The following is a 26,916-nucleotide window of genomic DNA, read 5'->3' as shown; positions in this document are numbered from 1 at the left end:
ATCCAAAGACTGAAGAGAGGACGGGCAGGGAATCTAGGGCATCACCTACTGTACGGCGCCAGTCCCTCGTTGCCGGCGACGACCAAGGAGTCGACGAGCATCTGCCATTCATCCAACTTACCGAGCACCTCGGCCGTTGTGCGAATTTCCTTGAGCCAGCTATCCGAAAACCACGACTGCTTGACTGTGACACGCCCATCTTGAATGCACAGGTCAGAGACCCAGGGCACACCGCGGGTGACTTGCACTCCCTCCGGGAGCTTTCGCAGGATGCTGATAAGCGCGTCGACGGGCTTGACCTCACCGCGAGCGGCAGGCAGCCAATCGTCAATTACCTCAACAAGGTCGTCAGCACGGACCCAGTCAATGGGTTCACCTGCGACCTCGTTGTACAGCCCCTGCGTCCAAGGAAGAGGATCCGGCAGAAGGGCAGCGGCAGCCCAGTCCCCCCAGTGGTGGTCGCGATAGGGGCTCGGGTCATCACTCAGGTAGCCAATGGCATGGCGCAGCAACGACGGCCAGACACCTCGGGCAGCCTCGGCCAAGCGGTCGTTCTCTGCACCTGCCGCGGCAAGACCGTGGAGAAAATTCGACATCAACTGTGCACCTGCGCGAAGGGCATCGAGGTGCTCGAGCAACGGTCTGTTATCGCCGTTCTTCGCGAACCCTTCGAGCAGGGCCCGTGCGGCGATAAGGGTGTGCGTCCCGCGGTCGTCCGCGGACCAGCCTTCGTTCTCTTGCACGACCATGGCGCGTCGCTCGACGTCGAGGAGCGCGGCGAGGAGCGCGGCTGCCTCGTCAGTGCAACAGTGGTCTGTCGACGCGGCCGCGCCGAGGCCGCGAATGGCTGCATCGAGAATCGCGATCCTGACGGATTCACCTGGTAGTTCCTGGAGGCGCTCGGCAACGTCGCCAGCAATCTGGACATTCGGCCGTCTTTGGCCGCTTTGGTCCCAGGGACCGATTTCTGCGCCACGGGCGGTCTCAAGCAACCAGTTCAATGCGGTCGGGTGGATGCAAGGGTTGAAGTGGCATGGGCCCCTCCAGACGACATCGCATCCACGTGCCAGGTACAGCCGGGTCTCCATAGGCGCCTTGCCTGCCATCGCGAGACCGGCTTCGGCAACATCTTCGATCGAGCCACCAGCCGCTTCCAGCGGTGCGGCCAGGGCGGGTGTGAGGAACGCCGGCACGGCTTGAGCCACCGCTCGGTCGGCGCCAAGATCGAAGAACTGGCCCTCGTGATGCTGGCCCTCGGTCTCCTGGAACGACAATGCGATGCCGATGACAAGCTCGGTTGCGAATTGCGCTTCGTCGCCAAGCGCCTCCAGATCACCAGCAGCGGCTCGTTCGATCGCTGCTCGAGTGACGTGGGCAACGGCGTCCAAATCCCGAGGCGGCATTTGATCTCCGTCGGACTCCAGCAGGGCACGGCCTGCCGCCAGATCCGCGGCAATCTCTGCCGATGGGGGCGGCACGTACTCGGTGTCGTGCTTAACCGATCCCCAATACCGGTTCTTCAGCCGCGTGCTGGTCTGCAGGGCTTCCTGGTAAGCCGTGTGCGCTTCTTGTGCGGCTCGCAGCTCAGGCGGCGGCTCGACCTCGATGTGGACTGCATCGCCGTGCCGTTTAACCCGGTATTGATCCGAATCCAGACTGGCAGCCCAGTTCTTCGTAAGCTCTTGCCTGTATCCAAGACGGTTGCCATTATCGACAAGCTTTTTGGCGACTTTCTTCAAATCCTGGACACGCTCCTGCCCACCATGCACCATAAGCCACACGGCTACCTCGCGCGGTGTCCAACGGCGACGTTCGAGGTTCGCGAGCCCTTCGGTTATTGCACGCAGCCCTGAATACTCACTCGTCGTGCGGCCGAACTCCAAGTTCCACACAACCGGTTCGGCGAGAAACAGGTCGAGTTCGGTGCCGACTTTCTCGATGTGGCGCGCGAGCAGACCAAATAGCATCCCCGGAACCGCGAGGTTCTCGCAGCCATGCAGGAGTACCTCAACGACCCTTTTTGGTGACACGCCCTGACTCAACCACATATCGGCAAGGCGCTCCATCGCCTGGAGCGCGCTCATCGCCGAATATGGGCCGACCGACGTACCCCGGTACCAGCTCCAAACATGACTGTCGCCGACATACAAGCGGGAAGTGCCATAAATGTTCAGAATCGCACCGCGGTCTTCTCCCTCTCTATTCTCCGCCTCACCATCGGCACTCTCGCCGCCACCATCAAAAGGATCAGTAGATGCATAGGGCGGGCTAAGCCGCGACAACATTGCTACGCGCGCCCGCGCACCGCTATTCAGGATGCCATTCAACACCCGAACCGAGGTCGGCACTGATGCTGTCTGGAATAGCTGCCAGAACCCACCGAAGTAGTACTGGAAGAAAGGTACTCCGAAACCTCTCCAGCGCCCCTGATGCCCTCGGACACCCTCATCTCGGTGCCAGCTTTTTTCGTCGTCGATGTAGTAGGCCATCATCAACGCCGCCAATAGCTCCGGGTCCTTCTGCGCCAAGGCTCGGGCACTCAATGGCGCGTCCGCTGCCGGAGCCAGGAACGCTGGTGCATCGTCCGCGATGGCCCGAAGGCACGCTTCGATGGCATCATTAATGTCTGGTCCGAGCAGAGCCAACGTTTCGACGAAATTTTCCCTCGTCAGGTGGTAGTCCAGCTCACGTCGGCGTCGACGGCGTTGCAAGATTCGCCCGGACGATACGTCCGCTCCGGTTTTGCGTAGAGGAAACGAGTTCCAGTAGGCAAGGAGACGGCCTCGAAGACGGATTCGAAGCTCGTCGTCGGCCGGAATGTTTGCCAGGGACAGAGCTTGCAGCCAGTCCGCAAGCAGTTCGAACGACTCTTCCGACACATCCCAGGGCTTTTTTTCATCGAGAAGAATCTGGACAACAGGGTTAGTGACGAGATGGTCGACCAGCCCGTTGACCTTATGCCTCTGCTGAACAACTCGAACCACGTCGCCGAGCACCAAGTCGACCGACTGATCCTCACACGCGAACTTTAGGCATTCGTACGCGAATGGCGTCTCCAAAACCGCCTCTACCGGAACGTCAGACCACCGGGGTCCGTGCGCTGCCGCGAATACCTGCAAGTGTGAGCGCAGTTCGATGAACATCCGAACGGGTCGAGTGTCTGGTGCTTTCAGTAGCCCCTTGCAGGCAAGTGTGGCGGCCGACAGTGCCCACCGGGGCGCCCCCGCTGCCTGCAGCAACTCGGTCGGGCTCTGACTACGGACGAGAAGGATGGCGGTCGCGTACCGCCGGACTTCGTCGTGCGCAAAGTCCGGCTGGTTCCGGTACCGGCTCGCCGGCGCGAGCAGATGATCACGGCGCAGCGCATCGACTGCTGCGGCATCGACGCCTGCGAGGGGTCGATGCCCCTCGGGCAGCTTCATGATCGCTGCGGCTACCGCAAGCAGTGTCTGTTCGCGTGCCTCCGCAGATCCGACACCGGGCCGTCCGTCGCCGCGAACAACCCTGCTCCACACGAGATCAAGGCATTCCCACTCACCCAGCGCGCTGTCCGGCTCCGTCCCGGTCCGAGCCAGAAGGTCCAGCACGACAGGTCTGCGCAGCAGCGAGTTCGCAGGCAGGTCTCGCAGGACTGCACGCAGAAGCTGAAAATGTCCCGAGACGACCGAGATATCCTCATCGCCCAGCGGCGACATCTCGAAAGACGAAACGGACTTCGCGAACCCCAGCTCGACCTGCTCCCGTACGTAACCCAGTGCCACGTCAGATGTGACCGCGACGAGCCCAACACCGGCCGCAGCCGCTGCCAGCACCAGATCGCTCAAGAGGCCAGCGGACCGCTCCAGAGCAGCATCAGCCGCGTCGATGACCAAGACCCGAGACGGTGCCGATGTCTCTGCGAGCACGTCCTCCAGCGACATCCCAAGGGCAGCTCGCAGCTCCAAGCTGGACTGCGGCAAACTCCGGAAGTTCACCACCACCCCTTGGAACCCGGCAGGGTCTACGGCTTCCAGCTCGGCGACGGCTGACAGCGTCAGCGCACTCTTGCCGATGCCCGACTCGCCGGATACCAACAGAGCCGAGGCACGAGTACCGGCCTCGCGCAGGGCCTCAGCGAGTTGCTCGCGACGGTCAGCGAATGAGATCACGACCGGACCGCCGAATGACTCATCACCGATAGTGGTCCGAACGCCGGACATAGCGAGCTTGCGTTGTTCAGCGAGCACCGACCACGCGTGTCGGCTTCGTGTCGCGGTCGCCTCGTCGGCGGTGACATCGTCGGCTGTGTTCCGGGTGCTGGGGAAGCCGTGCTCAGTCAGCAGGGTGGTGAATCCTGGGTCGGTGAGGAGCAGGTGGATGGGTTCGGCGGTGAGGCGTCGTTCGCCCATGCCGGTGCCGTATTCGACGGCGACGCCGACGAGGTGTCCGTTGGCGAAGATGGCGGTGCCGGAGGCGCCGGCCCAAGGACGTTCCTTCTGCTGTGTGGCGGCGGGCCAGACGCGGCAGTCGAGGACCCAGCGCCTGCCGGCGGTGGTTAGGGGGGCGAGTTCGCCGCGGAGGCTCTCATACTGGACGCCGCCGCCCGAGAGGGTGGAGAACGCCGGAACCCCGATCCCGGCATAGGCCAGCGGAGCATCGCCCTGGGGCCGGCCCCAGGGCACGGCCGTCGTGTGGCCTTCGTCGGCGTCCTGGTCCAGAAGCAGCAGCGCGACGTCCGGCACCCCGGCGCTATCCGGGCCGAGGTCCGGGGCTGGCCAGATGACCGTCGCGGTGCGTTTGCGAAGCCCGGAGTCCGCGCGAGGATGCCCGACCCATACGGTCGCACCGGACGCGCGGACACCGTCGTCGTGAACAACGTGGAGCGCGGTCAGCAGCAGCCGGGGCCCGATGAGATACCCCGAACCCGACCCGCCCACCGGCTGGTCAGGCTTGATGTACGCCGTTCTCTGCGCGTCCACTGTCGTTCTCCCGCTACGCCCGCGCCTCCACGTTTGTAACTACTCAGGCGTCGCCGCCAGGCGGGACATCAGCCCTCGGCTGCCCGCCAGGCGTCTCGTGCCGGCGGATGCGGGCGGGCTGTCCGGCCAGGGCCTCGTCGCGGACGTTCAGCGTCAACGTCAGCGTCTGCCGCTGCGTGCTGCCACCCCCACCTCCGGCCTCCACTGCACCCTTGGTGCCGAAGGCGCCGACTTCGACGTTGACCTTGCCGTTGCCGTCCTTACGGAACTCGACCTCAAGACAGAGTTCGGCCTGCTCGACCTCGAACCTGAACTGCTCGTTGCCAGCGGTATCAGCGGCTTTGTACAGCTCTTCGCGGAGTTCTGCCAGCGCCTCGGACAGCGTCACCTTTGCCACGATTCCCCCTCCAACGCCCCTGCGGACAGTGTGCTCGACCGGCCTGAAGCGCAGCTTTCCTGACGACACCCGCCTGCGCATGGGAAACGCGAAATCCCAGACCACACCACCGAGGCTGCTTCGCCATCGTACGGGAAGTCGGTAGGGAATGTACTGGAAAGGCACAGTTCGGAGCAGGGAAGAATCTGTAGCGCCGTACGGCCCAGGTGGGTCCAGTCAGGCCCACCCCCGCCCCTAGACTCGCCAGCCCCATCTCTGGTAGCGCTGCCACCTGCCAAGGTCTGGAGGAGGCCACAAAGCAGGACTTTGCAGGCTTCTAAGAGCTCGTAACACGATCTTGCTGAATCGTCCTGGTTGGCCGTGACCGGTGTGATGATTCGGCTGTTCGTGATGGTGTGACTACTCGGCCGTGGATCGTGGACGACGACTTGTGGGCGCTGATCGAGCCGCTGCTGCCGCCGTGGCCGGAGCGCTCGCCTGGGCCGCGGCCGGTGTCGGACCGGCTCTGTCTCCAGGGCATCCTGTTCGTCCTCCACAACGACATAGCCTGGCAACTCCTGCCCTTGGAGCTGGGGTTCGGCTCCGGGCAGACCTGCTGGCGTCGCCTGGACCGGTGGCAGAAGGCGGGAGTCTTCGACCAACTGCACCAGCTCCTGCTCGCAGAGCTGAACACGGCCGGCGAACTCGACTGGTCACGCGCGTGCGTGGACGGCTCCCACATCCGCGCGAAAAAGGGGGAGCCGACACCGGTCCGCCGCCGGTCGACCGGCGGAAAACGGGCAGCAAGCACCACCTGATCTGTGACGGACGCGGCACCCCGCTCAAGGTCATCACCACTGCCGCGAACGTCAACGACGTGACCCAGACACTCGCCCTGGTCGATGGGATCCCGCCCGTCGCGGGCCGCCCGGGCCGGCCCCGCCGCCGGCCCGACGCCCTGCTCGGCGACAAGGGCTACGACTCCAACCCGAACCGGGACGCGCTACGCAAGCGACGGATCCTGCCTGTCATCTCGCGCAAGGGCTGCCCGAACATCAAAGGAATGGGCAAGCTCCGCTACGTCGTCGAGCAGACCTTCGCCTTGCTCCACCACTTCAAGCGGCTCGCCGTCCGCTGGGAACGCCGCACCGAACTCCACGACGCCTTCGTCTCCCTGGCCTGCAGCCTGATCTGCTGGAGACGCCTCAAGAAGACCCACACATGATCGTGTTACGAGCTCTAAGGCTCATTGGCTGCTACGCGGCAGGGCCGCCTGGATCGGGCTCCTCGCCACCCTGCACTGGAGCCTCGCGTTCCGCGTTTAGTCCGGGCAATTGGGGCCCGAGAGCGCTCCCCTCCAGGGTCTCCGCCTCTTTCGGGCGGGCAAAGTTCTGGGCAGATGGCGCGCTGAGAAGAGGACCGGATACCACGTCAAACGGTATGTGAAATCCCACCCGTTTACTGACAGCTTCAAGGGAACTGAAGACCGCTGCCCCGTCGTGGGCACCCGCGGTAAGTCTTTCCGTAGCATCCCATAGGGGGTGGATTTCACTTGAGCTGAGGCTAGATCGCACACCAGGTTCGAAGTGCTCGACCCGCGAGCCGAATTCCCAGCTACTGACTACATGGTAGGAATTTGCGCCGTAACTAACCGTAATTGACGGGCCATTTACGGAGAGTGTTGATAGCGTTTCATTCTGGACCGAGAGGGTGCCGTACATCTCGATTGAGAGGACCCAGCCTTGAATGTTGCCGCACCTAAAGACGGACTGACCGTCCAGTCGATCAAGAGCGTCGTCAACCTCCCCCAATTCCAGAATTCTTGCAGATTTCAAATTCGGGCAAAAATTAGATATTACGCGTTCCAGGGTTAGGCCGCGCGTAAAATTTACACAAACGCCATCCATTCCTTTTACCCAGCCCCACTCCTTTTCCGAATCAAACACCACAGAAACCCTTTCCTGACGGGCCCCTCTGCGACCAGAGGGGCCCCTATACCAGATGACCGAACGCTCGAACCTTAAGATATTACTACCTCAAACTTCTCGTCTGGAATGATTCGCTCTGTCTTATTGTTGACGCCGAACTTCCCTCCGGCCGCACTGTTCTCGCCCGAAGGGACATGACCTCGGATGCACGGCTCATTCCCCGTGACTGCGGGAGAATTGAGGTCCTGGTAGAAGTTCCAAACACCATTTTGCAGCTTCGGAATCACATCTGCACAGAGTGCACCGTTCTTCCCGCCCTCATGAGTTCCCGCGAACGGGTACTCGTCGCACGAGTCATCCGTGACCTCGCTGGGCTGGAAGATGAACGGCCTGGAGGCTCCGCTTCCGCATGTGCGGGTACGGTTGGCTGTGGCGATTGCCTCATCCCCCAGGCGCTTCAAGGGGTTGCCCGCCGTACCCCATTGATCTATGAGTTTCTGCTGCGCCCATGCGTATGTCGCTGCTGCGGCACCGTACTCAGAAAGCGGGAGGACCAGCTGCGGCTGGACATCAGAGATCACGCAGCCTGTGCTCGTATTGTTCGAGAAGGTGGTGTCGCAACGAACCTTCCTCGGGTTATCCTTCGCGAGCAGGTGAATTCCGGCGACTCCGGGCACAACCACCTGAATCGCAAAACTAGTGGTAACGCCAACGTGCTTACCCGCCCCGGGATTCGCAGTGTAGTTCGATGTTCCGGCCGCCGTCTGGCCCACCTTGAGATTTACAGAACCCAGCCATGGGCTAGGTTTGGTGGGAGTGCAGCTGGGGGTGCAATTGGACAGCCAGCTGAAACTGAGGGAATTGACCTTCCCTGTCGCCGAAGCCACGGTCATGGTCTGCTTCTCTTCCCAGCTCCCGTTGGTCTGCGACAGAGTCGACCCGATGGTCGCGAAGAAGATCGCCGTTCCGGTTACCTTCGGTGGCTTACTCTGGTCCCAGAGAGTGTACGTCCCCTCCAGATTTGCGCAATAGGACTTGCGCGTGTACGTCCACTTGCCTGGGCTGATTGAACATGTTGCTTCTGCCGCGTCCGCCGTCTTGGCGCCTGCCGGTGATATCGAGCGCCGCGTCTGCGATACCGGCTTCCATTCGGTACAGGCTTCGCCGGAGGCCACGGCATGGCATTCGGGGCCACTGCCTTGGTCCTTGCTGCCGATCCGCAACTCTCGAGGATCCTCTCGCGGGGGAGCGTAGGTGCCAACCAGTCGCTGCCCGTTGCTCATTTCTTTTGCCTGTGCTTGCCCTGAAAAAATCAGGGTCGTCACCATGGCGAGAAATATCGTCATGATGACAGCAATTTTTCGCTCCTGCACTGTCCCCCCACGTAGCAATCGCTTGGAACCTCGCATTGGCAAGGCGGCGCAGACACTATCGGAGCGTCATCAATCGGATCTCGGTTCGATACAAAGTGACTTGAAACCAGCGATCTTGGTCCTGATCCTGGTGGGGCCATCCCTATCGGGCGCCACAGGCTGCCGGCCTACTGCAGTTATGTGGAGCCGATGATGGCTCATGGGCCCTCCGCCGGCACCGTCAACCTCGCCGTACGCGCCACGGACGCGCCCTCACCATTGCCACGCCCACACACTGAGCCTTTTCCAAGCTGGCGGCGCTGACCGCGAGGTGGACAGTTCTGCACAACGGCGAAGCTCCTGGTAGACGGGTTCTCGACCAAGATCACCCGTGTCCGCCAGGAGCTTCGCGTGCTTGTCTACCCGTCCTCGATCGACTTGTCCACCCGCACCCTGCGGTTCCTGGCCGGACAGCTGACGGCCAGGCGTCGGGACATCGGCACGCGGTGGCGACGGCTTCCCGCGGCACGTCAGGCCCTGCTCGCCCTGGCCCACCTGCGGTGCGGCGATACGTATGCCCAGCTCGCCGCCGGGTTCCGCATCGGCATCGCGACCGTCTACCGCTACATACGCGAGGCCATCGACGTCCTGGCCGCCCTCGCCCCGACCATGACCGAGGCCATGAAGACCATCCGGACCAAGGCGTTCGTGATCCTGGACGGCACCCTCCTGCCGATCGACCGGATCGCCGCCGACACCCCGTACTACTCCGGGAAACACAAGCGCCACGGCATGAACGTCCAAGTCCTCACCGATCCGTTCGGCAGGCTGCTGTGGGCGTCCCCCGCCCTGCCCGGGGCCGTCCACGACCTGACCGCCGAACGGACCCACGGGATCACCGACGCACTCGCCACGGCCGAGCTGAAGTGCTGGGCGGACAAGGCGTACCAGGGAGCCGGCCACCCCGTCCGCGTCCCGTTCCGAGGCCGTCGACTCAAGAGGTGGAAGCGCCGGCACAACAGCAGTCATGCCAAGATCCGCTGCCTTGTCGAGCAGGCCATGGCGGTCCTGAAGAGCTGGCGGCTCCTTCGGAAGCTCCGCTGCAGCACCCACCGCATCACCGCGATCGTCCAGGCCGTGCTCGTCCTCCATCACGCGTCAGCGTGATGTTGGAAGAGGCTCACTGACCGGCAGGTGGCGTGAAGGCCGAGCCCACGCACCCCTCGGAAAGATCATTCAGGCGACTACCGATAGCGATCAGTGACCGCTACTGAACTTGATTGGGTGATGTCGGAGCCGTTCGCCTGACGGCGGCTGGTCCGCTCCGGTAGCCCTGGACCGTGAGATAAGCGCAGGGTGGCGGGTTGACCGACGCCGGAAGGGCGGCGAGGGAGCGGGTCCGGCTGCAGGCCGTGGAACGCTTCGAGGACGGGCAGAAGAACAGGGAGATCGCTGCCGCGCTGCGGGTCAGCGAGCGGTCCGTGGAGCGGTGGCGCCGCCAGTGGCGCGAGCGCGGCGAAGCGGGGGTCCTGTCGAAGGGGTCGCCTGGGCGGCCGAGGCTCAGCGAAGCACAGATCACGAGGCTGGAACGGGAGCTGGAACGCGGGCCGCTGGCCCACGGCTGGGCCGACCAGCGGTGGACGCTGGCCCGGATCAAGACGTTGATCGGCCGCCTGTTCCACGTGAGCTACACAGTGGAGGGCACCTGGCTGCTGCTGAAGCGGCACGGCTGGTCCTGGCAGCAGCCCGCCCGGCGGGCGATCGAACGTGACGACGCAGCAGTCGAGGTGTGGAAGAAGGAGACCTGGCCGCGGGTAAGAGCACTGCGGCGGCGTGTGACGGCTGGATCGTCTTCGAGGACGAAGCTGGGCAGTCGATGACGCCGCCGCGCGCGAGAAGCTGGGGACGCAAGGGCTCAACGCCGGTGGTGCGGGTCCGAGGCCGGGGCTCGGGCCGGGTATCCATGGCCGGGTTGACCTGCTCCAGCCGGGGAAGCGGTCCCGGATGTTCTACTCGGTCCGCGAGTACCGGGGCCGCAAGGGCGAGCCGAAGGGCATCGGGGGGCGCGACCTGTGCGACCTGCTGGTCAGAGCGCACATCCAGCTCGGCGGCCCGATCGTGCTGGTCTGGGACAACCTGCGCATGCACCTGGTCGAACCGATGCGCCAGTTCATCACCGACCACGCGGACTGGCTCACCGTCTTCCAACTTCCGAGTTATTCACCGGACTTGAACCCGCAAGAGGGCATCTGGTCGCTGGTCAAGCGCGACATCGGCAACCTCGCCGCAGCCGACCTCGGCCAGATCACCCGGGCCGTCAAGCGCAGGCTGAAGCAGATCCAGTACCGCCCGGACCTGGTAGACGGCTGCCTGGTCGGCACCGGCCTGATCACGGACGGTTGACCGGCATCACGAATTCAAGTTCACCAACGCCGGTTGGCGTCCCTGCTCACGGCCTGAGCCGGTCCTGTTGCACATCAAAACAGACCAGCCCTATGGACTCCGCGACGGCCGCTGCGTACGCCGACGCCTCCTCGGCCATGCTCCACCGCATGGGGAAGTAGACCAGCGGACCACTGGCCTCGCCGATCAACGGACCGGTCGACCAGGGCGAGGTGTCCTCCTCGTCCTCGGTGATGTCACACCACCGCTCAAGCAATGCGGCCACGTAAGCCGCAATCCGTTCGGAGGGGGGCTCTTCCACCTCGCTGTCGATGTAGCGGTCGTACAGGTCGCCGAAGACCCGACCGGCAGTCTTGTCATCCGCCGGCCTCTCGCCCTCCCAGACAGCCAAGTCGTAACTCATGCCCCGCAGGCTCCCACACCGCACTGACACCCACCTAGCCGGTCAACAGTACGAAGCTCAGCCAAGGGAAACGATGTCTGGTTGTCTGAAAATCCCTTGCTCCCCGGTCCGCCTCTTGGTGGGATGCATGGGCTTCGACGGCGGGAGGGGACAGCTTGGCGGTGTTCGGGTGTGCGGGCTGCGGTGCAGTCCTGACGGCGGCGGTGTCGGAGGTGGCGTTGCCAATCCACCTGGCCGATACCCACTGGGAGACGCTGCACCCGCCACTGCTGGAGGCCGGGTCCTACGCCGTCGACCCCGCACCTTACGGGCCGCCGTGGCGGCAGTGGGACGAGGTCGGGGTGCGCGAGGCGGCGGAGCGGGGGCGCTTCGCGCCGTTCGGCGCGCTGTCCGACGGACCGTCGGGCACCGTCCTCCTCGCGCCCGGCGACATGCGCGGCACCAGGCTGATCCTTGAGCGGGCCGGGGGCTACTGCATGGGGATCGACGGGAGGGACGGGCCGAACCTTGCCTGCCTGGGCTGCGATCTGCCGGTCGGAACGAGAATGGACGACTGTGGGTGCTGGCAGGTCGTCCGGCTCGTCCCGCAGGCGGTAGTGCGGCTGCCCGGCCCGCCGGAGCGGCCGGTCATGGACTGGGCGGAGCTGCTGGCGACCGGCGCGCTGTGGCACCGGCTGAGCGAGTACCGGGACATCCCGGCGGGCGTGGCTCTCGCCCAGGTGGTGGTGGCCGCCGGAGGCGCTCCGGTCGAGGTGGTGCCCGGGCCGGTCGCGGAGCTCCTCGGCCGGGCACTCGGCGCGCTGCTGCCCGCCGGGGAAGGTGCGAAGCAGCTGGACCTGGCGGGACCGGGGTTCGGCGAGCCAGCCACTGACCTGGTGCTGGTGCCGGTCCATCCGCAGACCGGAGATATGTGGCAGCCGCGCGCCGGGGCGGTGCCGGTACCTATGGATGCCGCGCTCTGGGCCGAGCTAGCCTTCCCGCCACACCGGACCCGGCTACCGGTGATCGGTGGGCTGCCGACAGGGGTGGAGCGGGACGATCCGCTGCCGCCGCACCCGTGGTACCCGTTCCAGCCGTCCAGGGAGGCGTTTCGGTACACGCTCGCGCGGATGCCCGCCGTCAGGGAACCGTGGCTGCGGGCGATCTACGACCGAGGATGCTGACCTGTCAGAGAGTGCGGACCCAGACGTGGAGTTTGACGTAGTGGGTGTGGTCATGGACCGAGTGGCAGCTGGGACCAGGACACCCCCTGATCACACATAGCTGACCGACATCACGCATTCAACTTCAGTAGCTGGAACACCATCAGCAACGCTTTCGTATGGCCCATCTGGCACCCACCCCTCACTACCACCGCCCTGACCGCCCTCCTCGAACACTCAGCCATCCATTCCCCCACCAATTCGGCAATCCTCGAAAACTTGGGCATCACCGCGCTCTACACCGCACACCGCACCCGCCTGCCACAAGGCGACGGGCCTCTCTCCCCCGGTCAACGGGGCACCCACAGACCTCGGAACCACAAGCACGCCCCGAACCACCCCATCACACCGAAGGAAAATGACCTGAATGCCCGCATCGCGCCAGCGTGAACACCGGTCAACCAGGTCACCCTCCGGAAACGTCGCAGGCTACGCGGGCCAACACTCCGGATCGCGTCCGGAGCACCACTGCGGCGCCGACCGGTACGGACCTGGTGTGCTCGTCCCGGTCCAACACTCCGGATCCCGTCCGGAGCACCACCGCGGCTGCCTGGCTGTCCGACCGATGGGCATCCGGGTCGGCTCCCGCACTCAGATGGCGAACACCAGGACGTCGTTCCCAGCGCTCCGGATTCCACTGCGGCGCGAACAGCTACGGGACGAAAACTGGACGCTTCCTTCCAAGCACCTGTACAGAGCCGAAAGACATCGTCAGTCGTGGGAGTCCTCTGGGACTTTTCTGGGACTTCCGGCCCCATCAAGCGGCACGAACGTGAAATAGCCGAAAGGTCATTCGCGCAGGTCAGCGATCGCCAACCGCTCATCGCGGCAGGTCACGGCACTCGCTGGTCTCTTCCGGGACATCTGATCAGCACGACGCAGTAGGTCTGCGCTCAGCGTCGCCTGCCCTCGGCGCCCCATCGATACTCGCTACCTTGTCGGGGTCTGACCTGCCCGACAAGGCTCCTGACATGCCATCAGAACGAGCATCACGAGCGTCATTTCAGCGTCAAGATATCGCCCGTAACGCCCACACCGCACATAACGCGCACACGCAAAACCGCAGGTCAGGAGCCCTTTACGGCCGGTTCGAGGATCGCGACGCACTCCACATGATGGGTCATCGAGAAGCATTCAATCGGCACAGCACCTGACACTCGCCGTGTCGCGAGCGAGGGCAATGTAGCCGCCCATCGCCGGTTAGCCAAACCGGCGTATCTGCAGACGATTGTTGTCCACCGTTTGCCCCGAGCACCACTGCGGATCAGCGCATCAGAAGGGACTAAGCGCTTACGGCGCACGCAGAATCCCCCGGCTCTCCACCTGCGGGCCGCGTCGCCTGTCGCCGACCGCTTTCCGCTGTATCCCTCTGGCGCTCTTCACACCCCCGGAGATCTACCACCGTTGCCCATCGGACCGATAGCAGCCTACACAGACCATCAGACACACACAAAGAGGGAGAACGAAGCCCAATTCATCCGAGATGACAGCCGGTCGCCTCTCCTGGCCAACGCCTGGTATTCGACACGCGAACTTGCCGCTTGCCTGCGTGTAGACACCTCGACTCTGCGCCGTTGGCGCACTGCCCGGCCGCCCCAGGGCCCGCCGTTCGTCTCCGTTTCGGAACGCGTCGTCATGTACAGCGCGGTCGACGTTGAGGAATGGCTGCGTCGCCACCGGACCGTCCCGCGCCGAGACGCATGATGGCTGAGAAAGCCGTTGTGCCGGTCGGTGTCCGACTCACGACCGACATCGAGTACCGGCCTGATCGCCCCAACCCGTACCGTGCGCGGGTCCGCTGGTTCGACCCGGATTCGAAGCGGCGCCTGTCCCTGTCGGAGGGGAAGGCGGACGAGGACGAAGCGCAGGAGTGGCTCCAGTCCATCATCGAAGCGGCTGAGGCAGGGCTGTCCCCGTCGCTCGCCACCATGAAGCTCGCCGAGTACGGCAACGCGAACATGGACCTCGCGTTGCGCGGCCTGGAGTTGAAAACGCTCGATCCCTACCTGTCAGGCTGGCGGATGCGCGTCGTGCCCGCCCTGGGCCACCTCGCGGTCCGGATGATCACCAATGGTGCTGTCGACCGCACCGTGCAGAACTGGATCGCCGACGAGCTCAGCCGCTCAACGGTCAAGAACACCATCGCCGTCCTGGTCCGCGTCATGGAGCAAGCGGTGCGCGACGGCATCATCAAGGTGAACCCCGCCCGGGTGACCGGCTGGCAGAAGCTCTACAAGCAGGCCGAGGACGAACTCCTCGACCCACGCGCGCTCGCCCTGCCCGACTGGGAAACACTCCTCGCACTGGCCGACGCGCTCGTGGCAGCCTCCCACGACGAGTACCGCGGCTGGGGAGACGTCGTCATCTTCGCCGCGTGCACCGCCGCACGGATCGGCGAGATCTCCGGCTGCCGCATCGGAGACATCGACACCACGCAGTGGATCTGGACCGTGCGGCGTCAGACCACACCCGCGCCCGGCGGGCTGACCGACAAGGGCACCAAGGGCAAGCGGGCACGCAAAGTTCCCATCGTCGAGGAGATCCGTCCCCTCGTCGCCCAGCACATCCTGTCCGCCGGCCCCAATCCGGACGCCCGCCTGTTCACAGGTCCGCGCGGCGGGCGCATCTCCACAGCCGTCCTGCGCGACGCCACACACTGGGACGACGTGGTCACCAAGCTCGGCTACGAACATCTGCGCCGCCACGACCTCCGGCACACCGCGCTGACCTGGTTCGCCGACGCCGGGGTTCCGGTGCACGTGCTCCGCAGGATCGCCGGCCACGGTTCACTGACCACCACCCAGCGCTACCTGCACCCGGACGTCCGCAAGATCACGGCTGCCGGGGCGGCGCTCTCGGCCCACTTCAGCGCGCTGCGCGCACCACGCTCCCTGCCGGGCTCAGTGGTCATGACCCGCTGACCCGGTCAGGGACGCCGGACCTCCGGTTGGTCCCCAACTGGTCCCCAAGAATGATCAAGGGCCGGTTTCGGATTGCTCCGAAACCGGCCCTGATCTGCGACTGTCTCCAGTCGGGACGACAGGATTTGAACCTGCGACCCCTTGACCCCCAGTCAAGTGCGCTACCAAGCTGCGCCACGTCCCGCTGGCGTCTGACCTGGGGTTTCCCCCGGCTGAACGCGCATGAGAACAATACCGCACTCCGGGAGGTGGTCACCAACACCATTCCGCGCTTGACCTCAACCATGGTTGATGTTGAACGCTCGGTGCCATGACGAACACGACCGCCGCACCGGCCGCCGCCCGCCGGGCCGCATCCGCCCCCGACCTCCGGGATCTGCCGCGTCTGATCGCCCTGATGACCGGGGACGAGAAGCACGCGCCCGCCGCCCATTCCACACTCGACGCCCTGTGGGTGCTCTACAACAGGGTGCTCCGGGTCACACCGGACTCGGTCGACGACCCCGAGCGGGACCGCTTCCTGCTCTCCAAGGGGCACGGGCCGATGGCGTACTACGCGGTCCTCGCCGCCCACGGCTTCTTCGGCGAGGAGCTGCTGCCCGGCTTCGGGGCGTACGACTCACCGCTCGGGCATCACCCGGACCGGCTGCTGGTGCCGGGGGCGGAGATCGGCAGCGGGTCGCTGGGGCACGGGCTGCCGCTCGCCGTCGGGACCGTCCTGGGCCTGCGGGCCCAGGGCCGCACCGATCCCCGGGTGTGGGTCCTGATCGGCGATGCCGAGCTGGACGAGGGCAGCAATCACGAGGCCATCGCCCACGCGGGCCCGGCCGGGCTCGAACAGCTGCACACGCTGGTGATCGACAACGCCTCCGCCACCCACGGCTGGCCCGGCGGCATCGCCTCCCGCTTCGTCTCCGCCGGATGGGCGGCGATGACCGTGGACGGCCGGGACCACGAGGCCCTGTACACGGCGTTCACCGCGCCCCACCCGGGCAAACCGCTGGCCGTCGTCGCCCGCGTCGACCCCAAGAACTGACCGCAGCAGACCGAGACCCTCGGGAGGGACCCTTCATGGACACCATGCGTGACCGATTCATCAGCACCGCCACGCGGCTCCTGGACGAGGAGCCCCGGCTGGCCGTGGTGCTCGCCGACATCAGCGCCGACGGTTTCGCCCCGGCCCGGCGCGCCCATCCGGACCGGGTCGTCAACGTCGGCATCCGGGAACAGCTGCTGGTCGGGGCCGGGGCGGGGATGGCGCTGACGGGCATGCGGCCGATCGTGCACACCTTCGCCAGCTTCCTCGTGGAGCGCCCGTTCGAGCAGGTCAAGCTGGACTTCGGGCACCAGGGGGTGGGCGGGATCCTGGTGAGCGCGGGCGGCTCGTACGACTGGCCTGCCGGTGGCTTCACCCACATGGCCCCCGGTGACGTCGCGCTGCTGGACACGCTCGACGGCTGGACCGTGCAGGTGCCGGGCCATCCGGACGAGGCCGAGGCCCTGCTGCGGGAGTCGGTCGCGGGCGACGACCGGGTGTACGTACGCCTCTCCCTCCAGGCGAACCGGGAGGCGCGGGCGGTGGGCGGCGCGGGCGGGTTCACCGTGGTGCGCCGAGGGCGGCGCGGGACCGTGGTCGCGGTCGGGCCCATGCTCGACAACGTGCTCGCCGCCACCGAGGGGCTCGATGTGACCGTGCTGTACGCGACGACCGTGCGGCCGTTCGACGCCGCGGGGGTGCGCCGGGCCGCCGGCGCCGCCGCGACCGCGGACGTGGTGCTCGTCGAGCCGTATCTCGCGGGCACCTCCGCCGCGGCGACGGGCGAGGCGCTCATGGACCTGCCGCACCGGGTGCTCGGGCTGGGCGTGGGCCGCGCCGAGCTGCGCCGGTACGGGCGAATGGAGGAGCACCTCGCGGCCCACGGCCTGGACCCGCAGGGCCTGCGGGCACGGATCACGGGGTTCCTGCGCCCCTGACCCGCAGGGCCTACGGGCACGGATCACGGGATTCCCGCACCCCCGGCCCACCGGGCTCGCGCGCCCGGATCACCGGATTCCCTCGTCCTTGACCGGCGCATGTCCGGGGAGCCGGCGGGCGCCCCGATGACCGGCCGGGGCGCATGTCCGGGGTGCCGGCGGGCGCCCCGATGACCGGCCGCCGCGCTCAGCCGCGCCCCTCCCCCGGCCCGTCCTCCCCCTGGACCGCCAGCTCCGGATGCGCCGCCGCCAGTCGGCGCGGGGCGACCTGCCGCCAGGAGTCGGCGAGAATGGCGGCCAGCTCGTCCGCGTCCTCCAGCGCGGACAGCCGGACGCGCATCCAGGCGTAGTGGTCGTCGTGCCCCTCGCGGATGAAGAACTTCTCCGGCTCGGTGGCGATCAGCTCGGCGCGGTCCTCCCGGGGGCACTTCACGCCCATCGTCGTCTCGTCGTCGCCGAGCGAGGCGAAGATCTTGCCGGCCACCCGGAAGGTGGGCTGCCCCCAGGCGAGCTTCTCGGTGGTGTCGGGCAGGGACAGCGCGGACGAGCGGACGTCGGCGGCGGTGATCGTGGGGTCGGCGGTCATCCCGCATCTCCGTTTCGACGGCACCGGCGGCCTGTGGCCGGGTTCGACCCGACCGTAACGCCCGGCACCGACATCCACCCGCGACCGAACCCCGCGCCGGGCCGGCCCGGCGGGCACTGCAGACCCATTGACCCCGCCGGAGGGCTGAACCTACTCTGAACGGCGTACTTCAGAAAGCGCTTTCTATACCCCACAGTCGGCTTCTACCGCACAGGGAGCGCCCCATGAGACGCCGTTCGTTACGCCGGGCCGGCCGCGTCGGCCGATCCCCCGGCGGCCCGTCCCCCCTCATCGCCGTCACCTCGCTCCTGGCGCTGGTCCTCGCCCTGCTGGTGGCCTCGCCGGCCGGCGCGCAAGCCGCGGCCTCGTACCGGGTGCTCGTCTACTCCGAGGTCACCAACTCCGACCACTCCTCGATCCCGGCCGGCGTCGAGGCGGTGAAGAAGCTCGGAGCCGAGCACGGCTTCGAGGTGGAGGCCACCGCCGACTCCGCGGTCTTCAACGACGCGGACCTGGACCGCTTCCAGGCGGTCGTCTTCAACAACACCAACTCCACGCCCGAGACGGGCGATCTGCTCAACGCCGAGGAACGGGCCGCACTCCAGCGGTACATCCGGGCGGGCGGCGGCTGGGTCGGGCTGCACTCCGCTTCCGCCAGCGAGCGGGACTGGGAGTGGTACGAGGGCCTGGTCGGCGCGATCTTCGACAAGCACCCGGTACCCCAGACCGGCCGGATCAAGGTCCTGGACCACGCCCACCCCTCGACCCAGCACCTTCCCGACCTCTGGGAGCGCCAGGAGGAGTGGTACAACTGGCGCACCAACCCCACGTCCAAGGTGCACACCCTCGCCCAGATCAAGGTGCGCGACGGCATCGACGGGCTCGACGAGGGCGTGGACCATCCGTTCTCCTGGTGCCAGAACTACGACGGCGGCCGCTCCTGGTTCACGGCGGGCGGGCACGACAAGGCGGCCTTCGAGGAAGAGGCGTTCGTCCGGCATCTGCTCGGCGGCATCCAGTGGGCGGCCGGCGCGGCGGAGGGCGACTGCACCGCCACGCGCACCGGTTCGTTCCAGCGGACCCCGCTCGCCACGAGCGATCTGGCCGACCCGTTCGAGCTGGCCGTCGCCCCCGACCGCCGGGTGTTCTTCGCCCAGCGGACCGGAAAGCTGAAGGTCGTCGACCAGGAGACGATGAAGGTCTCCACCGCGCTGGACTTCGCGTACACCCCGGAGATGACCAGCCAGTCGGACGGGCTGCTGGGGCTGACGCTCGACCCCGGTTTCGCGGAGAACAACTGGCTGTACCTGCTGTACTCGGACAAGGTCGAGAAGCGGCTGAACCTGTCCCGTTTCACCGTGGACGGCGACACCGTCGACCCGGCCTCCGAGAAGCGGCTGCTGACCGTGCCGACGCTGCGCGGCGAGGGCCGGGCCAATTCGCACATGGCCGGTTCGCTCGCCTTCGACAAGGACGGCAACCTGTACGCGGCGACCGGCGACAACACCGACCCGTTCGCCTCGGACGGCTTCACGCCGATCGACGAGGGCGAGGGCCGTCGCGCCTGGGACGCGCAGGGCACCGCGGGCAACACCAACGACCTGCGCGGCAAGATCCTGCGGATCACTCCCGAGGACGACGGCACGTACTCCGTCCCGGAGGGCAACCTCTTCGCGCCGGGCACGGAGAAGACGCGGTCCGAGATCTACGCGATGGGCATGCGCAACCCGTTCCGGATCACCACCGACCCGGCGAGTGGGGCGCTGATGGTCGCGGACTACGGACCCGACGCCCGCGAGGCGGTGGCGGACCGCGGTCCGGAGGGCACGGTCGAGTACACCCGTATCACGGAGGCGGGCAACTTCGGCTGGCCGTACTGCGTAGGGAACAACACCCCGTTCAACGACTACGACTTCGCGACGAAGACGTCCGGCCCGAAGTTCGACTGCTCGGCACTGGTGAATGACTCGCCGAACAACACCGGGCTGCGGGAGCTGCCGCCGGCCCAGCCCGCGACGGTCTGGTACGCCTACTCCGCCTCGGCCGAGTTCCCGGAGGTGGGCACCGGTGGCGGCGGTCCGATGGGCGGCCCGGTCTACGACTACGACCCGGACAACACCTACCGCACCAAGTTCCCGGAGTACTTCGAGGGGAAGGCGTTCAACTACGAGCTGACCAGGGGCTGGTTCAAGACGTTCTCGTTCCAGAGCGAGGACCAGACCTTCACCGATCCCCGGTTCGACCCGGTGAAGGCGGGGGACCTCCAGTCGATCAACGGCATCTTCGAGGACATGGAGTGGAACCAGCCCTTCGACGCGGACTTCGGTCCCGACGGAGCGCTGTACGTCATCGACTTCGGCCTCGGCAGCGGCACGGGCCGCGGCGGCAGCAACGAGGGCGCGGGCATCTACCGGATCGACTACGTCGGCGACGGCCGGCTGCCCGACGCCAAGATCACCGTCGACCGGGACAGCGGGCCGGACCCGCTGACCGTGAACTTCTCCAGCGAGGGGTCGGGGCTGCCCGGAGACCAACCGGTGAGCTATGCCTGGGATTTCGACGGTGACGGCACCACGGACTCGACCGAGGCCGCCCCCTCGCACACGTACACCGCCAAGGGGCTGCACACCGCACGGCTCACCGTGACCGGCCCCGACGAACTGACGGCGCTCGCGGTGCAGGACATCACGGTGGGCAACACCCGGCCCGAGGTCACGATCCAACAGCCGCCGGACGGAGGGATGTTCAGCTTCGGCGACACGATTCCCTTCACGGTGGAGGTGACCGACGCGGAGGACGACGCAAGCGGTCCGATCGACTGCTCGCGGGTCGTGGTGCAGTCGCAGCTCGGCCATGACACCCATCTGCACCCGCTGGACAACTACACCGGCTGCGCGGGCGAGATCGTCACGGACGCCGGGGACAGCCACGGTCCGGGGCAGAACCTCTACTACGGGATCACCGCCCAGTACGAGGACAAGGGCGCACCGGACGCACCCGCGCTGACCGGCTCCACCTCGCTGACCCTGCGCACCTCCTTCCGCGAGGCCGAGCACCGTACGGCGACGGGCGGGGCCAACGGCGGTGCGGACATCGGCAGTCGGGCAGACGCGTCCGGCGGGAAGCGGCTGATCGAGATCGAGGACGGCGACTGGGTCAGCTTCGACCCGGTGAACCTCCAGAACGTCGACTCGGTGACGGTCGGCGCGTCGTCCGGCGGGCTCGGCGGCACCGTGGAGTTCCGCGCGGACTCCCCCACCGGCAAGCTGCTGGGCTCGGTGGAGATCCCGAACACCGGCGGCTACGACAAGCTGATATCGCCGACGACGGAGCTCAAGGATCCCGGCTCCACGACCACCCTGTACGCGGTCTTCACCAACCCCGACTGGAGTCCCGACAAGGCCGATCTGCTGTCGGTCGACTGGCTGCACTTCAACGGCCCCGGGGTGGAGAAGGAAGCCGGGACGACAGTGGCGGTGAAGGCCGAACCGGCTTCCGGCGCCGCACCGCTCGCCGTGTCGCTGAGCAGCACGGTCGAGCTCGCGGAGGGCCACACGATCGCCTCGTACCACTGGGACTTCGGCGACAACGTGAAGCCGTCCGGGCCCGAGGGCGCGACGGCGACGCACACCTACGACCGCAAGGGCGCCTACACCGCGCATCTGACGGTCACCGACGACAAGGGCGACACGAGCACCGGAGCCGTCCGCATCGACGTGAAGTGAGCCGATGCGCAGTGAATCGACGTGAAGTGAGGAGTCCTGTGGGAGCGGAGCACGTGAACGGAGCCCGAAGAGCCTTTCTCGGTACGGCGTTGGGGGCGGTGGCCGCCGTCGGACTGAGCGCCGCCCCGGCTGTCGCGGCCGGCCGGCGGGGCTGCCGGCGGATCCCGCCGTCGGGGATCGGGATGCACCTGTACACCATGCGGACGCCGCTCGCGGAGAACTTCGCGGGCACGCTGGAGCAGCTGGCGGAGATCGGGTACGCGACGGTCGGCGTCAGCGGACGGCACGGCAACTCCCCCGCCGCGATACGGCAGATGCTGGACCGGACGCGGCTCAAGGCGGTGCTGGAGCACGTCGGCTACGACATCGTGACCGGCTCCGGTCTGCCGCAGGCGCTGGAGGATGTCCACACCCTCGGCGGTCAGTGGATCGTGGTGCCGAGCCTGCCGGGTTCGCTGCACTCGCCGGACGGATACCGGGAGGTGGCACGGCAGTTCAACCGCGCCGGGCTGGCGGCCCGGGAGTCCGGGCTGAAGCTGCTCTACCACAATCACGGCAGCGACCATCAAGTGGTGGACGGCGTCAGCCTGTACGACATCCTGCTCGCCGAGACCGACCCGGAGCTGGTCGGCTTCGAGCTGGACCTGTACTGGGCGGCCGACGGCGGCTCCTCCGACCCGGGCGAACTGTTCGTCCGCCACCGGGGCCGCTTCCCCGCGCTCCATGTGAAGGACATGGCGCCGAACGGGGACTTCGCGGACGTCGGGTCGGGGATCCTGGACTTCCCGGCGATGTTCGACACCGCGCGGCAGGGCGGGGTGAAGCAGTGGCTGGTGGAGCATGACGCCCCGGCCGATCCGTTCGCCTCGGCGCGGGCCAGCTACCGGTATCTCTCCCGGCTGCGCTACTGAGCGACGGCGTCAACGGTCCGGCCCCGGGTGCGCGGTACGACGCCCGGGGCCGGACCGTGTCTCAGCGGTGGGCGGCGAGGAACTCCCCGTACCAGGCGAGGGTGGCGTCCAGCGCGGTCTCCAGCGGGGTGGGGGTGAGGCCGTAGGCCTTCTCGATGGCGGAGGAGTCGAGGATCTGCGGTTCGGTGTGCTGGTAGAACATCTCGGCGTACTCCGCCATGAAGGTCTCGTCGAACGGGCCGAAGGGGCGGGGCTCGGCGACGACGGTGAAGTCGATCGGGCGGCCGGTGCGTCGCTCGACGAGCGCGAGGATCTCACGGGTGGTGCGGGCCGGCGCGGTGGGCAGGTGCCACACCCGGCCGTCGGCGTCCGGGTGTTCGCCGAGCGTGGCGAGGCCGGCGGCGACGTCCTCGATGTAGGTGTAGCTGTGCGGCAGGTCGATGTCGCCGAGCGCGGGTACGGGCTGCCCGGTGAGCGCGGCGGGGAAGACGGCGCCGCCGAGCGTGGAGTTGAGGACCTCGGGCCCGACGAAGTCGGCTGAGCGCCCGAGGACGACGGGGAGCCGGCCCTCACGGTGGGCGGCGAGGTAGCGGGCGTCGAGCTCGGCGCGCATCCGGCCCTTGCGGGTGGTGGCGTTCCACGGGCTGTCCTCGGTCATCACCGCGCCGTGTGTCTCCCCGTACGGATAGACCGTGTCGAGCACGACCAGCCGCGCGCCCGCCGCCTCGGCCGCCCCGAGGACGGCCTCCTGGATCTTCGGCATGACCTCCACCTGGAGGTGATAGCCGACATTGACGCAGTGGTGGACGACCGCTGCCCCGGCCACGGCGGCGCGGGCACCTTCGGCGGTGGCGACATCGGCGGCGACCCGTTCGACGCCTTCGAGCGCGGGCCCGCTCCCCGACCGGTCGACCAGCCGGACGGGGTGGCCCCGGCGGACGAGTTCCCGGGCGAGGGCGGTGCCGGCGGGTCCGGAGCCGAGGACGGCATGGAGGGGCTGGGCGATGGTCATGTCAGATCCCTTCGGGGTGCTTACTTCTGTTAGAGACTATAACCATCGCTACGGCACCTCGCAATAGCTCTCGTTAGAACCCTTAACAGAAATGGGCCCGCCTACGGAGAGGGGCCCTGCCACGTATGCCCCGGCTGCGGGTCGACGGCGAACGGACGCTCCCCGAGGCACGGGCACTGCTGGAGCTGATACTCGGCGGCGGCCATCACGGCACCGGGCCCGAGATCGAACTGCTGGCACGCAGACTGCGCGCGGTCGGCGTCGTGGCCGAAGCGGTGCGGGCTCCGGGCACGTCCGGCGGATCGTGACCGGGTCGTCGCGACGGCACACCGCGGCCCGTAACGCGGTACGTGCCGGGCGGAATACCCGCCCGGCACGTACCGCTTCTCCTGTCGCCTCCTCGCGAGGACTCCCTCAGTCGTGCGCGGACACCGCCCCCAGCAGGTCGCGGATGTGCGCCGCCGCCGCCCGGAACTCCGGGCGGCCCAGCGTCTCGCTGTAGTCGCGCTCGGCGGGCAGACCCACCTCGATGATCTCCGTGACGGTGCCGGGGCGCGGGCTCATCACCACGACCCGGTCGGCCAGGTAGACGGCCTCCGAGATGGAGTGGGTGACCAGCAGGACCGTGGTGCCGGTGGTCCGCCAGATCCGGTTCAGCTCGGTGTTCATCTGCTCGCGGGTGAGGGCGTCGAGCGCGCCGAACGGCTCGTCCATCAGCAGGACCGGCGGTTCGTGCAGCAACGCCCGGCAGAGCGCGACGCGTTGCTGCATGCCGCCGGAGAGTTCGTGCGGATAGGCGTCCTCGAAGCCGGTCAGTCCGGTCATCCGGATCAGCTCGTCGGCCCGGCCACGCGCCTGGGCCGGTTCCATGTGGCGGATCTCCGCCTGGAGCAGGATGTTGCGGAGCGCCGAGCGCCACTCCAGCAGGGCCGCGCGCTGGAAGACGTAACCGATGTCGTGCCGGGGCCCGGTGACGCGCTCGCCGCCGAGGAGGACGTCGCCCGAGGAGGCGGTGAGCAGGCCGGCCACCAGCTTGAGGAGGGTGGACTTGCCGCACCCCGACGGCCCGACGATGGCGACGAACTCGCCCGGCGCCACATCCAGCGACACCTCGCTGAGCGCCGTGACATCACGCTTCTTGCTGCGGAAGCGGACCGCCACATCCGTGAGCCGGACCCCGGCCGCCGGGCCCGCCCCGGCCGCGGACGGGGCGCGCGGCGTCGTCTGCTGCTTCGGCATCGTCATCCCTTCAGCGCCGTCTTCGTGTCCCAGTACTCCCCCACGGCCTTCGGCTTCGTGACCATGCCCGCCTCGGCGAACACATCGATGGTCTGCTGCCAGTCCTCCTCGGTGTTGACGCCCGGCGCCTTGCCCTCGGTCGCCGCCGTGTGGAGCAGGGTCAGCGTCGTCGTGAACTGCTCGGACAGCACGGTCTTCGGCGGCAGTTGCTCGGAGGCGCCCTCCATCGCCGCCACGGCCGGTTCGGGCGCCTTCGCGGCGGCCGTCCAGGCCTCGCTGACCGCCTTCACCATGCGCTCCGCCACTTCAGGCCTGGAGCTGAGGATCTTCTGGCCGGCGAGCAGCCCGTTGGAGTAGAAGTTCAGCCCGTGCTCGGAGAAGCGGAGGTAGGAGACCGGCTTCTTGGCCTTGTCCTGCATGGTCGGGCCCTGGTCGCTGGCGTAGCCGAGCAGCCCGTCCGTCTTCCCCGAGATCACCGCGGCGATCTTGCCCGCCGGGTCGGTGTTCTGGACCGTGACGTCCGATTCCCCGATGCCGTTCTTCTTGAGGAAGATCGGGAAGGTCTTCGACAGCGCGTCCCCGGCCGTCCCGGCGATCGTCCGCCCCTTGAGGTCGGCGGGCCCCTCGATGCCCTTGGCGTCGAAGGACTGCACGGAGGCCGGGGTGGTCTGGAGGAAGACGCCGAGGCTCTTCACCTTGACGCCCTGGTCGACGCCCGCGAGCAGGGCCGGGGTGTCGGCCCAGCCGAAGTCGGTCTGCCCTGCGGCCGTCGCCTGGACGGTCTTCTGGGAGCCCTGGCCCGCCCGGATGTCCAGGTCGATGCCGTGCTTCTCGAAGATCTTCTGCTGCTTGCCGTAGTAGAACGGCGCGTGTTCGCCGTACGGATACCAGTTGAGCGTCAGCGTGACCTTGTCCAGCTTCTTGCCGGAGTCACTGGTGCTGGTCGAGGCGTCCTCGCCGCCGCAGGCGGTGGCCACCAGGACGAGAGGTACGACACCGATCAGGAGTCTGCGCGCATACATGGGCTGGCCCTTCTCACGAGGAGGTCGGTGCGTGTTTCAGTACGTGGTGGTGGCCGAGGTGTCCCGGCGGCTGGCGTGCCACGGCAGGAGCAGCTTCTCGGCGATCTCGACGACGACGAAGAGCACGACGCCGATCAGCGACATCACCAGCAGCCCCGCGAAGAGCATCGGGGTGTCGAGGTTGCCGTTGGCCTGGAGGATGACGTAGCCGAGCCCCTCGTTCGCCCCGACGAACTCGCCGACGACCGCGCCGGTCACCGCGAGGGTGACGGCCACCTTGAGGCCGGAGAACAGATGCGGCAGGGAGGCCGGGAAGCGGATCTTCACAAAGGTCTGCCAGGGCTTCGCCCCCATGGTGGCGGACAGTTGGAGCATCTCCGGGTCCACCGCCTTGAGCCCGGTGACCATCGAGATCACCACCGGGAAGAAGGCGATGAGCACGGCGATCAGGATCTTGGGGGCGATGCCGAAGCCGAGCCACACCACGAACAGCGGGGCGATGGCGATCTTCGGCACGACCTGGGCGAAGAGCAGGATCGGATAGAGCGTGCGCTCCACCGTCGAGGAGTACACCATCACCACCGCGGCGAGCACGCCGACGGCGACCGCGATGACGAAGCCGAGGAGCGTCTCGTACGTCGTCACCCAGGTGTGCTCCCAGAGGTAACCGCCCTTCGAGGTCAGGACGTCGAGGGTGGCCCCGGGCGACGGTACGAGATAGGGCTCGATCAGCTCGGCGGCCGCGATCGCCCACCAGACCACCAGCGCGGCCAGCAGCAGGGCGAGGGGCCGCCAGCTCTGCTCCGCCGCGCGGGCGAGCCGCTCGCCGGTCGTGGGACCCGCCCTGCGGGCGACCCCCGCCACATCGGCGGGGCGCTTGGTCAGCGCGCTCTGACTCACGGTG

22 protein-coding genes and 1 tRNA gene are annotated in these 26,916 nt (G+C 67.2%); 12 read left to right on the top strand and 11 right to left on the bottom strand.

Features of this window, described 5'->3' with window-relative positions:
• Positions 1-41: 41 nt before the first annotated feature.
• Positions 42-4,958, bottom strand: a complete 4,917-nt coding sequence (locus KV381_RS32570) for a serine protease (protein ID WP_218786929.1) — start codon at positions 4,956-4,958, stop codon at positions 42-44.
• Between the two features lie 43 nt (positions 4,959-5,001).
• Positions 5,002-5,355, bottom strand: coding sequence for a trypco2 family protein (locus tag KV381_RS32565; protein ID WP_218786928.1), 354 nt, complete (start codon positions 5,353-5,355; stop codon positions 5,002-5,004).
• A 413-nt stretch (positions 5,356-5,768) separates the two neighbouring features.
• On the opposite strand from KV381_RS32565, the gene KV381_RS32560 reads away from it, so the two are divergent.
• Positions 5,769-6,559 (top strand): IS5 family transposase gene (locus KV381_RS32560; RefSeq protein ID WP_373461221.1). Its coding sequence is split into 2 segments (ribosomal slippage): positions 5,769-6,084 and positions 6,084-6,559, totalling 792 coding nucleotides; the frame shifts between segments, so codons are not numbered across the junction.
• A 31-nt stretch (positions 6,560-6,590) separates the two neighbouring features.
• On the opposite strand, the gene KV381_RS37145 is transcribed toward KV381_RS32560, so the two are convergent.
• Both KV381_RS37145 and KV381_RS36745 read right to left on the bottom strand, forming a co-directional pair.
• Positions 6,591-7,241: a DUF6461 domain-containing protein gene (locus tag KV381_RS37145; protein ID WP_373461220.1), complete on the bottom strand. Its 651-nt coding sequence runs from the start codon at positions 7,239-7,241 to the stop codon at positions 6,591-6,593.
• A gap of 113 nt (positions 7,242-7,354) precedes the next feature.
• A complete protein-coding gene (locus KV381_RS36745) occupies positions 7,355-8,590 on the bottom strand; it encodes a hypothetical protein (RefSeq protein ID WP_256995194.1) in 1,236 nt (411 codons plus the stop codon).
• A gap of 435 nt (positions 8,591-9,025) precedes the next feature.
• On the opposite strand from KV381_RS36745, the gene KV381_RS32550 reads away from it, so the two are divergent.
• The 3 genes from KV381_RS32550 (at position 9,026) to KV381_RS32540 (ending at position 11,017) form a co-directional block, all read left to right on the top strand.
• Entirely contained in the window at positions 9,026-9,781 is a 756-nt protein-coding gene (locus tag KV381_RS32550) for a transposase family protein (RefSeq protein WP_218786927.1), read from the top strand.
• 197 nt (positions 9,782-9,978) lie between these two features.
• Positions 9,979-10,494 (top strand): winged helix-turn-helix domain-containing protein, encoded by a 516-nt coding sequence (locus KV381_RS32545; RefSeq protein WP_218786926.1) that lies wholly within the window; start codon positions 9,979-9,981, stop codon positions 10,492-10,494.
• Positions 10,495-10,618: 124 nt separating this feature from the next.
• Positions 10,619-11,017 (top strand): transposase, encoded by a 399-nt coding sequence (locus tag KV381_RS32540; RefSeq protein ID WP_306438558.1) that lies wholly within the window; start codon positions 10,619-10,621, stop codon positions 11,015-11,017.
• A gap of 46 nt (positions 11,018-11,063) precedes the next feature.
• Here the strand turns inward: KV381_RS32540 and KV381_RS32535 are convergent, their stop codons facing one another.
• Entirely contained in the window at positions 11,064-11,420 is a 357-nt protein-coding gene (locus KV381_RS32535; RefSeq protein WP_109174348.1) for a hypothetical protein, read from the bottom strand.
• 155 nt (positions 11,421-11,575) lie between these two features.
• Here KV381_RS32535 and KV381_RS32530 point away from each other — a divergent pair, with 155 nt between their 5' ends.
• The 3 genes from KV381_RS32530 (at position 11,576) to KV381_RS32520 (ending at position 15,543) form a co-directional block, all read left to right on the top strand.
• Positions 11,576-12,583 carry a hypothetical protein gene (locus tag KV381_RS32530; RefSeq protein ID WP_218786925.1) on the top strand — a complete coding sequence of 336 codons (1,008 nt, stop codon included), beginning with the start codon at positions 11,576-11,578 and terminating at the stop codon, positions 12,581-12,583.
• Between the two features lie 1,281 nt (positions 12,584-13,864).
• Positions 13,865-14,326, top strand: a complete 462-nt coding sequence (locus KV381_RS36975; protein ID WP_306438556.1) for an AlpA family transcriptional regulator — start codon at positions 13,865-13,867, stop codon at positions 14,324-14,326.
• The gene (locus KV381_RS32520; RefSeq protein ID WP_218786924.1) at positions 14,326-15,543 is read left to right on the top strand and encodes a site-specific integrase; all 1,218 of its coding nucleotides are present in this window, start codon (positions 14,326-14,328) and stop codon (positions 15,541-15,543) included. Before KV381_RS36975 ends, KV381_RS32520 begins: the two co-directional genes overlap by 1 nt.
• Positions 15,544-15,653: 110 nt before the next feature.
• Here the strand turns inward: KV381_RS32520 and KV381_RS32515 are convergent.
• A tRNA-Pro gene (locus tag KV381_RS32515) sits at positions 15,654-15,727 on the bottom strand.
• A gap of 126 nt (positions 15,728-15,853) precedes the next feature.
• On the opposite strand from KV381_RS32515, the gene KV381_RS32510 reads away from it, so the two are divergent.
• Both KV381_RS32510 and KV381_RS32505 read left to right on the top strand, forming a co-directional pair.
• The gene (locus tag KV381_RS32510; RefSeq protein WP_218786923.1) at positions 15,854-16,579 is read left to right on the top strand and encodes a transketolase; all 726 of its coding nucleotides are present in this window, start codon (positions 15,854-15,856) and stop codon (positions 16,577-16,579) included.
• Between the two features lie 35 nt (positions 16,580-16,614).
• The gene (locus KV381_RS32505; RefSeq protein WP_030623164.1) at positions 16,615-17,517 is read left to right on the top strand and encodes a transketolase family protein; all 903 of its coding nucleotides are present in this window, start codon (positions 16,615-16,617) and stop codon (positions 17,515-17,517) included.
• Positions 17,518-17,704: 187 nt separating this feature from the next.
• Here KV381_RS32505 and KV381_RS32500 read toward each other — a convergent pair whose 3' ends face one another.
• Positions 17,705-18,103: an MmcQ/YjbR family DNA-binding protein gene (locus tag KV381_RS32500; RefSeq protein WP_030076497.1), complete on the bottom strand. Its 399-nt coding sequence runs from the start codon at positions 18,101-18,103 to the stop codon at positions 17,705-17,707.
• A gap of 224 nt (positions 18,104-18,327) precedes the next feature.
• On the opposite strand from KV381_RS32500, the gene KV381_RS32495 reads away from it, so the two are divergent.
• Together KV381_RS32495 and KV381_RS32490 are read left to right on the top strand one after the other, a co-directional pair.
• Positions 18,328-21,828, top strand: coding sequence for a ThuA domain-containing protein (locus KV381_RS32495; protein ID WP_030076495.1), 3,501 nt, complete (start codon positions 18,328-18,330; stop codon positions 21,826-21,828).
• A gap of 182 nt (positions 21,829-22,010) precedes the next feature.
• Positions 22,011-22,739 carry a sugar phosphate isomerase/epimerase gene (locus KV381_RS32490; RefSeq protein ID WP_234024517.1) on the top strand — a complete coding sequence of 243 codons (729 nt, stop codon included), beginning with the start codon at positions 22,011-22,013 and terminating at the stop codon, positions 22,737-22,739.
• A 61-nt stretch (positions 22,740-22,800) separates the two neighbouring features.
• Here KV381_RS32490 and KV381_RS32485 read toward each other — a convergent pair whose 3' ends face one another.
• Complete coding sequence (locus tag KV381_RS32485) at positions 22,801-23,751, bottom strand: NAD-dependent epimerase/dehydratase family protein (RefSeq protein WP_030076491.1); 951 nt, start codon at positions 23,749-23,751, stop codon at positions 22,801-22,803.
• 125 nt (positions 23,752-23,876) lie between these two features.
• Between KV381_RS32485 and KV381_RS32480 the strand changes: the two genes are divergently transcribed.
• Positions 23,877-24,059 carry a hypothetical protein gene (locus KV381_RS32480; protein WP_210764224.1) on the top strand — a complete coding sequence of 61 codons (183 nt, stop codon included), beginning with the start codon at positions 23,877-23,879 and terminating at the stop codon, positions 24,057-24,059.
• A gap of 106 nt (positions 24,060-24,165) precedes the next feature.
• Here the strand turns inward: KV381_RS32480 and KV381_RS32475 are convergent, their stop codons facing one another.
• Genes KV381_RS32475 through KV381_RS32465 form a run of 3 tightly spaced genes read right to left on the bottom strand, consistent with a single transcriptional unit; the run spans position 24,166 to position 26,912 of the window.
• Positions 24,166-24,996, bottom strand: coding sequence for an ABC transporter ATP-binding protein (locus KV381_RS32475; protein ID WP_030623174.1), 831 nt, complete (start codon positions 24,994-24,996; stop codon positions 24,166-24,168).
• The gene (locus KV381_RS32470; RefSeq protein WP_030623177.1) at positions 24,993-26,012 is read right to left on the bottom strand and encodes an ABC transporter substrate-binding protein; all 1,020 of its coding nucleotides are present in this window, start codon (positions 26,010-26,012) and stop codon (positions 24,993-24,995) included. Before KV381_RS32470 ends, KV381_RS32475 begins: the two co-directional genes overlap by 4 nt.
• A 36-nt stretch (positions 26,013-26,048) precedes the next feature.
• Positions 26,049-26,912 (bottom strand): ABC transporter permease, encoded by an 864-nt coding sequence (locus KV381_RS32465; protein WP_030623180.1) that lies wholly within the window; start codon positions 26,910-26,912, stop codon positions 26,049-26,051.
• Positions 26,913-26,916: the final 4 nt, after the last annotated feature.

Origin of the sequence: Streptomyces sp. WY228, assembly GCF_019287315.1 — a bacterium.
Classification (GTDB): domain Bacteria; phylum Actinomycetota; class Actinomycetes; order Streptomycetales; family Streptomycetaceae; genus Streptomyces; species Streptomyces caviscabies.
This window is presented reverse-complemented; position numbering and strand designations above follow the sequence as displayed.

Coding starts and splice junctions, on each gene's coding strand:
- KV381_RS32510 (WP_218786923.1), top strand. CDS start 15,854: ATGACGAACACGACCGCCGCACCGGCCGCCGCCCGCCGGGCCGCATCC.
- KV381_RS32470 (WP_030623177.1), bottom strand. CDS start 26,012: ATGTATGCGCGCAGACTCCTGATCGGTGTCGTACCTCTCGTCCTGGTG.
- KV381_RS32500 (WP_030076497.1), bottom strand. CDS start 18,103: ATGACCGCCGACCCCACGATCACCGCCGCCGACGTCCGCTCGTCCGCG.
- KV381_RS37145 (WP_373461220.1), bottom strand. CDS start 7,241: ATGGATGGCGTTTGTGTAAATTTTACGCGCGGCCTAACCCTGGAACGC.
- KV381_RS32535 (WP_109174348.1), bottom strand. CDS start 11,420: ATGAGTTACGACTTGGCTGTCTGGGAGGGCGAGAGGCCGGCGGATGAC.
- KV381_RS32475 (WP_030623174.1), bottom strand. CDS start 24,996: ATGACGATGCCGAAGCAGCAGACGACGCCGCGCGCCCCGTCCGCGGCC.
- KV381_RS32495 (WP_030076495.1), top strand. CDS start 18,328: ATGAGACGCCGTTCGTTACGCCGGGCCGGCCGCGTCGGCCGATCCCCC.
- KV381_RS32505 (WP_030623164.1), top strand. CDS start 16,615: ATGGACACCATGCGTGACCGATTCATCAGCACCGCCACGCGGCTCCTG.
- KV381_RS32485 (WP_030076491.1), bottom strand. CDS start 23,751: ATGACCATCGCCCAGCCCCTCCATGCCGTCCTCGGCTCCGGACCCGCC.
- KV381_RS32490 (WP_234024517.1), top strand. CDS start 22,011: ATGCACCTGTACACCATGCGGACGCCGCTCGCGGAGAACTTCGCGGGC.
- KV381_RS32480 (WP_210764224.1), top strand. CDS start 23,877: ATGCCCCGGCTGCGGGTCGACGGCGAACGGACGCTCCCCGAGGCACGG.
- KV381_RS32520 (WP_218786924.1), top strand. CDS start 14,326: ATGGCTGAGAAAGCCGTTGTGCCGGTCGGTGTCCGACTCACGACCGAC.
- KV381_RS32540 (WP_306438558.1), top strand. CDS start 10,619: ATGTTCTACTCGGTCCGCGAGTACCGGGGCCGCAAGGGCGAGCCGAAG.
- KV381_RS36745 (WP_256995194.1), bottom strand. CDS start 8,590: ATGGTGACGACCCTGATTTTTTCAGGGCAAGCACAGGCAAAAGAAATG.